Origin of the sequence: Pseudomonas nitroreducens (genome assembly GCF_010994165.1) — a bacterium.
Classification (GTDB): Bacteria; Pseudomonadota; Gammaproteobacteria; order Pseudomonadales; family Pseudomonadaceae; genus Pseudomonas; species Pseudomonas nitroreducens.
The window spans coordinates 391020-403854 of record NZ_WMBX01000002.1 but is presented as its reverse complement, the minus strand read 5'-3'; the positions used below and the strand labels follow the sequence as shown (position 1 = coordinate 403854).

The window sequence follows — 12835 nt, the reverse complement described above, 5'->3', positions numbered from 1 at the left end:
GGGGAATCAGCAGTCGACTCCAGACAGCATTCGGAGCATTGAGCCACCACAGACCTGAATCTGGGGCGGTGGCTAACGATATGCACCCGGAGCGCCAGATGAACGCGGATCACCTACGAACCAAGCCTGCTTCTGTTTATCTGCTATCGACCGTTTTCCTGGCTTGCCTGAGCAGCCCTGCGCTGGCGGGCGGCATCCTGATCTACGAGGCCGGGCAGGAAGGCAACGGCCTTGCCAACGCCGGCTCAGCTGCGCTGACCACCGACCCGAGCGTGCTGATGAGCAACCCGGCCGGCATCGCCGAACTCAAGGGCACGCAGATCAGCGCCAACGCCCAGGTGATCCTCGGCGACATCCGCTTCTCCCGTGACAGCGACAACCAGTTCGATGGCAACGAAGGCGGCAACGCCCTGCAATGGCTGCCGGGCTCCAGCCTGTTCATCAGCCACCAGATCGACGACCGCTCCGCCATCGGCTTCGGCATGTACGGCAATTTCGGCCTGGCGCTCGATTACGACGACGACTGGGCCGGCCGCTACTTCACCCAGGAGGCGGCAGTGATCGGCGTGTCCTTCCAGCCGACCCTGGCGCACAAGTTCACCGACGACCTCACGGTGGGCATCGGTCCGCGCTTCGTCTACGGCTACTACCGCACCGAGATGGCCATCAACAACAACCTGCTCGGGCTGGCGGACCGGCCGGACGGCCAGCTGGAATACAAGGACACCGACGTCGGCACCGGGGTCAACCTGGGTCTGCTCTACCACGTGAGCGACCGTACGCAGATCGGCCTCGCCTACACCAGCAAGGTCAAGCTGGAGTTCAAGGACAGCCCGGATGTGCACAAGGTCAGCAACCCGATCATCAATGCCGCCCTGAATCGCCTGGATGTCGACTCGCTGGAACTGGACATGAACATCCCGCAGACGGCGACCCTGAGCATCGCCCACCAGCTCGACCCGCAATGGAAGCTGCTGGGCAGCCTGGGCTGGCAGGACTGGAGCGACTTCGGCCAGATCGGCGTGGAAGTCGACGCCGACGCCGGCGGCGTCGACCGCACCGTCGACCGTCAGTACAAGGACACCTGGCACGCCTCCGTCGGCGCGCAGTATCAGGCCAACCCACGCCTGCGCTGGAGCATGGGCCTGGGCTACGACAGCTCGGCGGTGGACGATAAGGACCGCACCGTCGACAACCCCATGGGCGAGGCCTGGCGCCTGGCGACCGGGGTGAACTACGAGCTGGAGGAAGGCCTCGACCTGCACCTCGCCTACACCCTGGTGTGGCTCGGCGACATGGACGACGAGCAGACCAAGTCCCGCTCTGGTGAAACCCTATCCGGCACCTATCGCAATGCGGCCCTGCACATTCTTGGCGGCGGTGCGACCTGGCGATTCTGACCACTCACGCCAAACGAAGCATTCACGCGACGAAGAACGCGATCCAACCCCTGCTGTACCTACAAGGAGCGACTCGATGCACACCAAACTCCTGGCCCTGTGCCTGGCTTCCATCACGCTCGCCGGCTGCGCAAGCAAGTACGTCGAGCCCGAGAACTACTCCGGCTTCCTCAAGGACTACAAGGTCCTCAAGGAAGAGAAGTCCCCTTCCGGTGCGCCGGTGATGCGCTGGATCAAACCCGGTATCGACGTCAGCCAGTTCACCAGCGTGTACGTCGAGCCGAGCCAGCTCTATCCACAACCACAAGCCAGCGAGAAGATTCCGCAGAGCACCCTGGATGGCATCACCAAGTACTATGACCAGGCCCTGCAGACGCAATTTTCCAAGGCCCTGCCGCTGGCCAGCGGCCCCGGCCCGGGCGTGCTGATCGTGCGCCCGGCGATCACCGCCGTCAGCGCCTCGACCAAGGGGCTGCAGCCCTATGAGGTCATCCCCATCGCCCTGATCGCTGCCGGCGTCAGCACCGCTACCGGCATCCGCGACCAGGACACCAGCATCGCCACCGAAGCCGCCTTCCTCGACGGCAGCAACGGCACGGTGGTCGCCCAGGTGGTCCGCAAGGGCGCCGGCACAGAGCTGGAGAACTCCTCCCAGGTCATGACCGCCAATGACGCCAAGGCCCTGCTCGATGGCTGGGCGCGGGATATGGTCAAGTCCTACGAGCAGTTGAAGCACAAATAGTACCCGACGAGTCCACGAAGGACGCCGCCAAGCATCTGCTGGAGCAATGAAAAAGGCCGCCTTGTGGGCGGCCTTTTTCATTGGTGGCTCAGTACGGCGGGATCAGGCCATCGCTTCCTGGGGTTTGCCCAGCAGGCGGTCGATCACCACCATCACGGCCAACATGGCGACCGAGGGGATCAGCCAGGCGAGACCCTGCTCGGCCAACGGCAGATGCTCCATCCAGGACGGCATCCAGGCGTCGAGCTTGGCGCCCTTGAGCGCGTCGATGATGCCGAATGCGAAGGAAATCACCATCACCGGAGCGACGATGCGGGTCTGCGAGCGCCACAGGCTGGCGCAGAAGCTCAGCGCTACCAGCACGATGCACGGCGGGTAGATGGCGGTCAGCACCGGGATGGAGAACTGGATGAGCTTGGTCAGCCCCAGGTTCGACACCAGCAGCGAGAAGCCCGCCAGGATGATCACCAGGCTGCGGTACGACAGCGGCAGGATGCGGCAGAAGTACTCGGCGCAGGCGCAGGTCAGGCCTACGGCGGTGACCAGGCACGCCAGCGCGATCAGCACGGCGAGGAAGGTGCTGCCCAGCGAGCCGAAGGTGTGCTGCACATAGGCGTGCAGGACGGCTGCGCCGTTGGCGGCACCGGCGGCGATGTCGTGGCTGCCAGCGCCCAGACGGAACAGGCTGATGTACACCAGCGCCAGGCCAACCCCGGCGATCAGGCCGGCGATGATGGCGTAGCGGGTGATCAGCCGTGGCGACTGTACGCCACGGGAGCGGATCGCATTGACGATGACGATGCCGAAGACCAGCGCACCCAGGGTGTCCATGGTCAGGTAGCCATTGACGAAACCCTGGGAGAACGCCGCGGCCTGGTAGGCCGGCTCAGCAACGCCGATGGGGCCCGCCGGCAGCATGAAGGCGGCGATGCCCAGGGCGGCCAGGGCGATGATCTTCAGCGGCGCGAGGAAGCGGCCGACGGTATCCAGCAGCTTGCCCGGATACAGCGAGATCACCAGTACGATCAGGAAGTACACCAGACTGTAGAGGAACAGCGGCAGAGCGCCCTCCCCGGTCAGCGGCGCCAGGCCGACCTCGAAGGAGACCGTGGCGGTACGCGGGGTGGCGAACAGCGGTCCGACCGACAGGTAGCAGACAGCCGCCAGCAACCCACCGGCGACTTTGCCGATCGGGTGGCTCAGGGTATCCATCGCACCACCGACCTTGGCCAGCGCGACCACGGTGATTACCGGCAGGCCGACCGCGGTGATGAGGAAACCCAGCGCGGCCATCCAAACGTGCGGCCCCGACTGCAGGCCCACGATCGGCGGGAAGATGATGTTGCCCGCGCCGACGAACAGCGCGAAGGTCATAAAACCCAATGCCAGGATGTCCTGGCCTTTCAAGACGTTCATGAAGGGAAATACCACAGTGCTTTAGCGGGTTTGTGGTCTCCCAAGGCACGCACACCGTACGGACGTGACAAAGCCGCATCGAACGGGACTGGCCGACTCACTCGGGGCGAGCCTGCGCATCCTGTGATGCTGCTGTCATCGGTACGGAGAGTTGTTCTTGGAAGTCCGATAGCAGAGGTTTTCCATGGGCTCGTGGCCCGTTTGCTCCTGCATTCTGGTTATCCCGCCATCCTTGACGGTCAGGAATCGCCGTCGCTTCCGGGTAGGAATGGACGGTGAGCGAGCCCTCCCTTGTGGGGAACGCGACGCTTCATATAGTTGCTAGCCTAACGATCTATTCCGATGAGCTGCACTGACATACGTCAGATCGTCCGCGCAATGATCGGCGATGTCGCTTGAACGACACTTTTCAGACGAGGCGGAAACGACAGAGGCCACCCAAAGGTGGCCTCTGTTGACGAACGGTTAAATAAGCGAGGCGCTTACTTGACCGGCCAGCCGGTCAGCTCGGCCAGGGCCTTGCCGATGTCGGCCAGGGAACGCACGGTTTTCACACCAGCGTCCTGCAGGGCGGCGAACTTCTCGTCCGCAGTGCCCTTGCCGCCGGAGATGATGGCGCCGGCGTGGCCCATGCGCTTGCCGGGCGGTGCGGTGACACCAGCGATGTAGGACACCACCGGCTTGGTCACGTTGGCCTTGATGTAGGCAGCCGCTTCTTCTTCAGCCGAACCACCGATCTCGCCGATCATGACGATAGCTTCGGTTTTCGGGTCTTCCTGGAACAGCTTCAGGATGTCGATGAAGTTGGAGCCCGGGATCGGGTCGCCACCGATGCCCACGCAGGTGGACTGGCCGAAGCCGGCGTCGGTGGTCTGCTTCACGGCTTCGTAGGTCAGGGTGCCGGAACGCGACACGATGCCTACCTTGCCCGGCAGGTGGATGTGACCCGGCATGATGCCGATCTTGCACTCGCCGGGAGTGATCACGCCCGGGCAGTTCGGGCCGATCAGGCGTACGCCCAGCTCGTCGCACTTGACCTTGGCTTCCAGCATGTCGATGGTCGGGATGCCTTCGGTGATGCAGACGATCAGCTTGATACCGCCGAAGGCCGCTTCCAGGATCGAGTCCTTGCAGAATGGAGCCGGAACGTAGATGACCGAAGCGTCGGCGCCGGTAGCTTCCACGGCTTCCTTGACGGTGTTGAACACCGGCAGGCCCAGGTGGGTGGTGCCGCCCTTGCCGGGGGTCACGCCGCCAACCATCTTGGTGCCGTAGGCGATGGCTTGTTCGGAGTGGAAGGTACCCTGCGAGCCGGTGAAGCCCTGGCAGATGACTTTGGTGTCTTTATTGATCAGGACGCTCATTACTTACCCTCCGCGGCCTTGACGACTTGCTGGGCAGCGTCGGTCAGGCTGGTCGCCGCGATGATGTTCAGACCGCTTTCGGCCAGGACCTTGGCGCCGAGGTCGGCGTTGTTGCCTTCCAGACGAACGACAACCGGGATTTTCACGCCGACTTCTTTCACGGCGCCGATGATGCCTTCGGCAATCATGTCGCAGCGAACGATGCCGCCGAAGATGTTCACCAGAACGGCAGCGACGTTGCTGTCGGACAGGATGATCTTGAACGCTTCGGTCACGCGCTCTTTGGTGGCACCGCCGCCAACGTCGAGGAAGTTGGCCGGCTTGCCGCCGTGCAGGTTGACGATGTCCATGGTGCCCATGGCCAGGCCAGCGCCGTTGACCATGCAGCCGATGTTGCCTTCCAGCGCGACGTAGTTCAGTTCCCACTTCTGCGCATGGGCTTCACGAGCGTCGTCCTGGGACGGGTCGTGCATGGCGCGCAGCTTGGGCTGACGGTACATGGCGTTGGAGTCGATGTTGATCTTGGCGTCCAGGCAGTGCAGGTTGCCGTCTTTCTTGATCACCAGCGGGTTCACTTCCAGCAGCGCCAGGTCGTAATCCTGGAACAGCTTGGCCAGGCCAACGAAGATGTGGGTGAACTGCTTGATCTGGTCGCCCTTCAGGCCCAGCTGGAAGGCCAGCTCGCGACCCTGGTACGGCTGAGCGCCAACCAGCGGATCGATGGTGGCTTTCAGGATCTTCTCAGGGGTCTCGTGCGCCACTTTCTCGATGTCCACGCCACCTTCGGTGGAGGCCATGAAGACGATGCGACGGCTGGAACGGTCGACAACGGCGCCGAGGTACAGCTCCTTGTCGATGTCGGTGCAGGATTCCACCAGGATCTTGCTGACCGGCTGGCCGTTGGCGTCAGTCTGGTAAGTCACCAGACGCTTGCCCAGCCAGTTGGCGGCGAACGCCTTGGCGTCCTCTTTGCTCTTGACCAGCTTCACACCGCCCGCTTTACCGCGGCCACCGGCGTGTACCTGGGCTTTAACGACCCACTCGGTACCACCGATTTTTTCACAGGCTTCTGCGGCCTCTTCGGGTGTGTCGACGGCGAAGCCCTTGGATACGGGCAGGCCGTACTCAGCGAACAGCTGCTTACCCTGATATTCGTGGAGATTCATGCTTGTCTACCGTTTTCGTCTTGGGTATTGCGCATTCGGCGCGGCGCTCGTGGCGCCACGCCACCTGTGACCGAGTCCCCCTCGGGGGAGAAACGATCCGGCGGGTCGGGGGCAGCCCCTCGCAAAAGACTGCCGCCCTCCCCGCCGTGGTCCCGTTCCTTAGCGCTTCTTGCGGTTGGCGATGTGGATGGCGTGGCCATTCACTGCCAGTGCCGCTTCGTGCAGCGCTTCGGACAGAGTCGGGTGGGAGAAGACCATCATGCCCAGGTCTTCGGCGCTGGTGCCGAATTCCATGCCGATCGCGCCTTGCTGTACCAGCTCGGCGGCGCTCGGGCCGATCACGTGGACGCCCAGTACGCGGTCGGTCTTGGCATCGGCGATGACCTTGACCAGGCCGGTGGTGTCGTTGGCAGCCATGGCACGGCCGCTGGCGGCGAACGGGAAGGTACCGACGTTGACTTCAACGCCTTCGCCTTTCAGTTGCTGCTCGGTCTTGCCGACCCATGCGATTTCCGGGTGGGTGTAGATCACCGACGGAATCAGGTCGTAGTTCATCTGGGCCTTGTGGCCGGCGATACGCTCGGCAACCATCACGCCCTCTTCCGAGGCCTTGTGCGCCAGCATGGCGCCGCGGACCACGTCACCGATGGCGTAGACGCCCGGAACGCTGGTCTTGCAGTGGTCGTCGACGTAGATGAAGCCACGCTCGTCCAGGGTCACGCCGCTGTCCGCGGCCAGCAGGTCGGTGGTCACCGGGCGACGGCCCACGGCCACGATCAGCTTGTCGAAGGTTTCCTTCTGCTCGCCGTTGGCGTCGGTGAAGGTCACGGTGACCTGCTTCTTCTTCACGTCCGAACCGGTGACGCGAGCGCCCAGGCGGATGTTCAGGCCTTGCTTGGTCAGGACCTTCAGGGCTTCCTTGGCGATCTGCTCGTCGGCAGCCGGCAGGAACTTGTCCAGGGCTTCCAGTACGGTGACTTCAGCGCCCAGGCGAGCCCAGACCGAACCCAGTTCCAGGCCGATGACGCCAGCGCCGATCACGCCGAGCTTCTTGGGTACGCTCTGGAATTCCAGGGCGCCGGTGGAGTCGACGATCACGTCTTCGGTCAGCGGGGCCGGCGGGATTTCAACCGGCTTGGAGCCCGAGGCGATGATGATGTTGTCGGCTTCCAGAACCTGGGTCTTGCCGTCCAGGCCGGTCACTTCGACCTGCTTGTTGGCCAGGACCTTGCCGTGGCCTTCGAAGGAAGTCACGCCGTTGGCCTTGAACAGGGTGGCGATGCCGCCAGTCAGGTTCTTCACGATGGTGGCCTTGCGGGCAATCATCGCCGGAACGTCCATCTTCACGCCGCCGGTGGAGATGCCGTGGACGTCGAAGCCCTCTTTGGCTTCCTTGTACTTCCAGGAGCTGTCCAGCAGTGCCTTGGACGGAATGCAGCCTACGTTCAGGCAGGTGCCGCCGAGGGCAACCTTGCCCTCTTTACCGATGTACTTCTCGATGCAAGCGGTCTTCAGGCCGAGTTGGGCGGCACGAATAGCTGCTACGTAGCCGCCGGGGCCGGCACCAATCACAACCACGTCGAATTTCTGGCTCATGTCTCAATCCTTATTCCGGTGAAGCGGACGGCCCCTCGCGGGGCCGTCGTGTAGTACGGGGCCGTCGTGTGAATTGACGTATCAGACGTCCAGCAGCAGGCGAGCCGGATCTTCCAGCAGATCCTTCATGGTGACCAGGAAGCTTACCGCTTCCTTGCCATCGATCATGCGGTGATCGTAGGACAGCGCCAGGTACATCATCGGCAGGATCACAACCTGGCCGTTAACGGCCATCGGGCGCTCCTGGATCTTGTGCATGCCGAGGATGGCGGTCTGCGGCGGGTTGACGATCGGAGTCGACAGGAGCGATCCAAATACGCCACCGTTGGAAATGGTGAAAGTACCACCGGTCATGTCTTCGATGGACAGCTTGCCGTCCTTGGCTTTCTTGCCGAAGGTGGCGATGCCGTTTTCGATCTCGGCCAGGCTCATGAACTCGGCGTTACGCAGGACCGGTACGACCAGACCGCGGTCGCTGGAAACTGCCACACCGATGTCCTGGTAGCCGTGGTAGACGATGTCGTTGCCGTCGATCGAGGCGTTGACGCCCGGGAAGCGCTTCAGGGCTTCGGTGGCGGCCTTGACGAAGAAGGACATGAAGCCCAGGCGTACGCCGTTGTGCTTCTTCTCGAACAGGTCCTTGTACTTGTTGCGCAGGTCCATGATCGGCTTCATGTTGACTTCGTTGAAGGTAGTCAGCATGGCCATGGAGGACTGGGCCTCGACCAGACGCTCGGCAACCTTGGCGCGCAGGCGGGTCATCGGAACGCGCTTCTCGACGCGGTCGCCAGCGGCGAAGACCGGAGCCTCGGCAGCCGGAGCTGCAGCCTTGGCAGCCGGAGCGGCGGCCGGGGCGTTCTTCTTCGCTTCAACGGCAGCGACGACGTCTTCCTTGGTCACGCGACCGCCCTTGCCGGTACCGGCCAGGCTGTTCGGGTCGATGCCGTTCTCTTCGGCCAGCTTGCGGGCAGCCGGCGAGAGGATGTTGTCGTCGCCAGCGGCGGCCGGTACAGCGGCAGCAGGTGCAGCAGCGGGAGCCGAGGCAGCAGCCGGAGCGGCAGCGGCAGCGGCAGCACCGCCTTCGCTCAGCTTGCCCAGCAGTTCGTTGGAGAGAACGGTGTCGCCTTCGTTCTTGACGATCTCTGCCAGGACGCCGTCAGCCTCGGCCAGTACTTCGATCACGACCTTGTCGGTCTCGATGTCGACGATCAGTTCGTCGCGCTTGACGGCTTCACCGACCTTCTTGTGCCAGGTTGCAACGGTGCCGTCGGCAACCGATTCCGGGAAGGTTGGGGCTTTGATTTCGATAGCCATTATGTGTGTTTCCTTAAATTCGGTATCAACTGCGCGTTGGCGTTAAACGGTGAAGGCGTCCTGCAGCAGTTTTTCCTGCTGCTCGGCGTGCATCGAAGCGTAGCCGCAAGCCGGAGCTGCCGAGCCTTCGCGGCCCGCGTATTCCAGGTTGAGACCTTTCTTGTGCGCGGCGATGACACGACGCATATGGTGCTGCGAGCAGAACCAGGCACCCTGGTTCATCGGCTCTTCCTGGCACCAGACGATGTGCTTGAGGTTCTTGTACTGCGACAGCACCTCGGCCAGATCGTCTTCCGGGAAGGGATACAGCTGTTCGAGGCGAACGATCGCGATGTTCTCGAGACCTTCGGCGCGACGCTTCTCCAGCAGGTCGTAGTACACCTTGCCGCTGCACAGCACGATGCGGTCGACTTTCTTCGGATCCAGGCTGTCGATCTCGTTGATCACAGTCTGGAAAGAGCCGTCTGCCAGATCTTCCAGGGTCGAGATGGCCAGCTTGTGACGCAGCAGCGACTTCGGAGTCATCACGATCAGCGGTTTGCGCAGCGGACGGATCACCTGACGGCGCAGCATGTGGTAGACCTGAGCCGGGGTAGTCGGCACGCAGACCTGGATGTTCTGCTCGGCGCACAGCTGCAGGTAACGCTCCAGACGAGCGGAGGAGTGCTCCGGACCCTGGCCTTCGTATCCGTGCGGCAGCAGCATGGTCAGACCACACAGACGTTGCCACTTGGTCTCGCCGCTGGTGATGAACTGGTCGATCACGACCTGCGCACCGTTGGCGAAGTCACCGAACTGGGCCTCCCAGATCACCAGCGCGTTCGGCGTGGTGGTGGCGTAGCCGTATTCGAAGGCCAGTACGGCTTCTTCCGAGAGGTAGGAATCGTACAGGCTGACGCGCGGCTGGCCGTCGAACAGGTGAGCCAGCGGGATGTAGACCGAGTCGTCCTTCTGGTTATGCAGCGCCGCATGGCGGTGCGAGAAGGTACCGCGGCCGACGTCCTGGCCGGTCATGCGCACCGGGTGACCTTCGAACAGCAGGGTGGCGTAGGCCAGGTTCTCGGCGAAGCCCCAGTTGATGGGCATGCCGCCGGCAGCCATCTTCGCGCGGTCTTCGTAGATCTTCTGCACCTGACGCTGCATGACGAAGCCGTCCGGGGTTTCCAGCAGCTTGGCGGAGAGGTCCTGCAGGGTCTTCAGGTCGAAGCGGGTGTCGTGACGCGCGGTCCAGGCGTGCCCCACGTACGGACGCCAGTCGACGAAGAGCTCCTTGTTGGGCTCCTTGACCAGGCTCTTCACCACGTGCTGACCGTTGTCGAGAGCGTCGCGGTATTCGTCGACCTTCTCCTGGGCCTGCTCGGTGCTCTGCACGCCGGCAGCGATCAGCGCGTCGGCATACAGTTCACGGGTGGTGCGCTGCTTGGCGATCTGCTGGTACATCAGCGGCTGGGTGCCGCTCGGCTCGTCGGCCTCGTTGTGGCCGCGACGGCGGTAGCAGACCAGGTCGATAACCACGTCACGCTTGAACTGCATGCGGTAGTCGACGGCCAGTTGGGTCACGAACAGGACCGCTTCCGGATCGTCGCCGTTCACATGGAAGATCGGCGCCTGGATCATCTTCGCAACGTCGGTCGCGTACTCGGTGGAGCGAGCGTCGTCCTGACGGCTGGTGGTGAAGCCGACCTGGTTGTTGATCACGATGTGGATGGTGCCGCCCGTCTTGTAAGCACGGGTCTGCGACATCTGGAAGGTCTCCATGACCACGCCCTGCCCCGCGAAGGCGGCATCACCGTGGATGGAGATCGGCACGACCTTGTCGCCGCTGCCGTCCTTGCGACGGTCCTGGCGGGCGCGTACCGAACCCTCGACCACCGGGGAAACGATTTCCAGGTGCGAGGGGTTGAACGCCAGGGCCAGGTGGACTTCACCGCCGGTGGTCATGACGTTGGAGGAGAAGCCCTGGTGGTACTTCACGTCACCGGAGCCCATCTCGACCAGCTTCTTGCCTTCGAACTCGTCGAACAGCTCGCGCGGGTTCTTGCCCAGGGTGTTGACCAGGACGTTCAGACGGCCGCGGTGGGCCATGCCGATGACGATTTCCTTCACACCATAGGAGCCGGAGCGCTGGATGATCTCGTCGACCATCGGGATCAGGCTCTCGCCGCCTTCCAGGCCGAAGCGCTTGGTGCCCGGGTACTTGGTGCCCAGGTACTTTTCCAGGCCTTCGGCAGCGGTCAGGCGCTCGAGCAGGTGGGAGCGGGCGTCGGCGGAGTACGTCGGACGGCCACGGACGCTTTCCAGGCGCTGGGCGAACCAGTGGCGCTGTTCGGAATCGACGATGTGCATGAACTCGGCGCCGATGGTGCTGCAGTAGGTCTGCTTCAGCGCATCGATGATTTCACGCAGGGTCGCTTCTTCCTTGCCGATGTAGAGCTCACCGGTCCGGAAAGTAGTGTCGAGGTCTGCAGCGGTGAGCCCGTAGTGTTCGAGCGACAGATCGGAGGGAGCGGTACGCACCCAGAGACCCAGCGGATCGAGCGATGCTGCCTGATGTCCACGCAGACGGTATGCCAGGATCAGACGCAGGACTTCAACCTGCTTTTTCTCGTGCTCGGTGCTTACGCTGCCAGCGGAAACAGGCGCGGCGCGGCGCTGGTTCTTGGCCAGGAGTACGAAATGATCACGGATAGAGGAATGCGAAACGTCGGGGGCAGGATTGCCGTCGGCAGGAAGCTTCTGGAAGTACGTGCGCCACTCTTCTGGCACAGCGTTCGGGTCGTGCAGGTAGAGCTCGTAGAGCTCTTCGACGTAGGCAGCGTTTCCACCGGATAGATGGGCACTGTTCCACATCCGCTGCATTACGCTTTCGTGCATGCTTGGTCACCCTCGGTAAGGGGACTCCACCTGTGGAACCTCTGGCGCGAAGTCAAACACAGCGACTTCAAGCCACCGATTCCCGCAGATAGTCCGGGTACCAGCCCGGATGCCCCTGCTGGTCATATATACGTTTTCAAAACAGGACCCCCGCTTTGTGGGCTTGGGTCCTAAGGACTGTACCGCCGGACAATGTTCCGGCGGCACAGGTGTCGCTCTTTCATGATCTTTGGGCGCAAGGCCCGCAGATCAAGTACCGCTCTGCAGCAGCATGTTACGGATGTGACCGATTGCCTTGGTGGGGTTCAGACCCTTCGGGCAAACGTTCACGCAGTTCATGATCCCGCGGCAGCGGAAGACGCTGAACGGGTCATCCAGGCTCGCCAGGCGCGCCTGAGTTTCGGTGTCACGGCTGTCGGCCAGGAAGCGGTAGGCCTGCAGCAGCGCGGCGGGACCCAGGAACTTGTCGGGGTTCCACCAGAACGACGGGCAGGAGGTCGAGCAGCAGGCGCACAGGATGCACTCGTACAGACCGTCCAGCTTCTCGCGCTCTTCCGGGCTCTGCAGACGCTCGATGGCCGGCGCTGCATATTTGTTCTGCAGGAACGGTTTCACGCTCTCGTACTGTTTGTAGAAGATGCGCATATCGACGACCAGGTCACGAATGACCGGCAGGCCCGGCAGCGGACGCAGAACCAGCTTGCCGCCCTTCAGGCCAGCGGCCGACAGGGGGGTGATGCAGGCCAGGCCGTTCTTGCCGTTGATGTTCATACCGTCGGAACCGCACACGCCTTCACGACAGGAACGACGATAGGAGAAGCCCTCGTCCTGTTCCTTGATCAGCGCCAGCACGTCCAGGACCATGATGTCCTTGCCGTCGGTATCGACCTGGAAGTCCTGCATGTAGGGTGCAGCGTCCTTCTCAGGGTTGTAGCGGTAAACACTCACTTGCAACATGGCGGG

The 12835-nt window shown here is 62.9% G+C and carries 9 protein-coding genes; 2 read left to right on the top strand and 7 right to left on the bottom strand.

The window, feature by feature from the left end:
• Positions 1-98: 98 nt before the first annotated feature.
• Both GJV37_RS09780 and GJV37_RS09775 read left to right on the top strand, forming a co-directional pair.
• Positions 99-1400 (top strand): OmpP1/FadL family transporter, encoded by a 1302-nt coding sequence (locus tag GJV37_RS09780; protein WP_170859873.1) that lies wholly within the window; start codon positions 99-101, stop codon positions 1398-1400.
• A gap of 76 nt (positions 1401-1476) precedes the next feature.
• On the top strand, positions 1477-2142 hold the full coding sequence (locus GJV37_RS09775; RefSeq protein ID WP_065084752.1) for a DUF3313 domain-containing protein: 666 nt from the start codon (positions 1477-1479) through the stop codon (positions 2140-2142).
• Positions 2143-2244: 102 nt separating this feature from the next.
• Here the strand turns inward: GJV37_RS09775 and brnQ are convergent, their stop codons facing one another.
• The 7 genes from brnQ to GJV37_RS09740 form a co-directional block, all read right to left on the bottom strand.
• Positions 2245-3558 carry a branched-chain amino acid transport system II carrier protein gene (gene brnQ / locus GJV37_RS09770; protein ID WP_169887781.1) on the bottom strand — a complete coding sequence of 438 codons (1314 nt, stop codon included), beginning with the start codon at positions 3556-3558 and terminating at the stop codon, positions 2245-2247.
• A 482-nt stretch (positions 3559-4040) separates the two neighbouring features.
• Positions 4041-4922, bottom strand: a complete 882-nt coding sequence (gene sucD, locus GJV37_RS09765) for a succinate--CoA ligase subunit alpha (RefSeq protein ID WP_038803160.1) — start codon at positions 4920-4922, stop codon at positions 4041-4043.
• Positions 4922-6088 (bottom strand): ADP-forming succinate--CoA ligase subunit beta, encoded by a 1167-nt coding sequence (gene sucC, locus GJV37_RS09760; protein ID WP_015477516.1) that lies wholly within the window; start codon positions 6086-6088, stop codon positions 4922-4924. The genes sucD and sucC overlap by 1 nt, the downstream gene beginning before the upstream one ends.
• A gap of 159 nt (positions 6089-6247) precedes the next feature.
• Positions 6248-7684, bottom strand: a complete 1437-nt coding sequence (gene lpdA / locus GJV37_RS09755; RefSeq protein ID WP_037012907.1) for a dihydrolipoyl dehydrogenase — start codon at positions 7682-7684, stop codon at positions 6248-6250.
• Between the two features lie 81 nt (positions 7685-7765).
• Positions 7766-8998, bottom strand: coding sequence for a 2-oxoglutarate dehydrogenase complex dihydrolipoyllysine-residue succinyltransferase (gene odhB / locus GJV37_RS09750; protein ID WP_193452382.1), 1233 nt, complete (start codon positions 8996-8998; stop codon positions 7766-7768).
• Positions 8999-9040: 42 nt separating this feature from the next.
• Positions 9041-11872, bottom strand: coding sequence for a 2-oxoglutarate dehydrogenase E1 component (locus GJV37_RS09745; RefSeq protein WP_024765469.1), 2832 nt, complete (start codon positions 11870-11872; stop codon positions 9041-9043).
• Between the two features lie 249 nt (positions 11873-12121).
• A complete protein-coding gene (locus GJV37_RS09740; protein WP_024765470.1) occupies positions 12122-12829 on the bottom strand; it encodes a succinate dehydrogenase iron-sulfur subunit in 708 nt (235 codons plus the stop codon).
• Between the last annotated feature and the right edge of the window lie 6 nt (positions 12830-12835).

Excerpts from the sequence above, each read along its gene's own strand:
- GJV37_RS09780 (WP_170859873.1), top strand. The coding sequence starts at position 99 with ATGAACGCGGATCACCTACGAACCAAGCCTGCTTCTGTTTATCTGCTA.
- brnQ (WP_169887781.1), bottom strand. The coding sequence starts at position 3,558 with ATGAACGTCTTGAAAGGCCAGGACATCCTGGCATTGGGTTTTATGACC.
- sucC (WP_015477516.1), bottom strand. The coding sequence starts at position 6,088 with ATGAATCTCCACGAATATCAGGGTAAGCAGCTGTTCGCTGAGTACGGC.
- GJV37_RS09745 (WP_024765469.1), bottom strand. The coding sequence starts at position 11,872 with ATGCACGAAAGCGTAATGCAGCGGATGTGGAACAGTGCCCATCTATCC.
- GJV37_RS09775 (WP_065084752.1), top strand. The coding sequence starts at position 1,477 with ATGCACACCAAACTCCTGGCCCTGTGCCTGGCTTCCATCACGCTCGCC.
- GJV37_RS09740 (WP_024765470.1), bottom strand. The coding sequence starts at position 12,829 with ATGTTGCAAGTGAGTGTTTACCGCTACAACCCTGAGAAGGACGCTGCA.
- lpdA (WP_037012907.1), bottom strand. The coding sequence starts at position 7,684 with ATGAGCCAGAAATTCGACGTGGTTGTGATTGGTGCCGGCCCCGGCGGC.
- sucD (WP_038803160.1), bottom strand. The coding sequence starts at position 4,922 with ATGAGCGTCCTGATCAATAAAGACACCAAAGTCATCTGCCAGGGCTTC.
- odhB (WP_193452382.1), bottom strand. The coding sequence starts at position 8,998 with ATGGCTATCGAAATCAAAGCCCCAACCTTCCCGGAATCGGTTGCCGAC.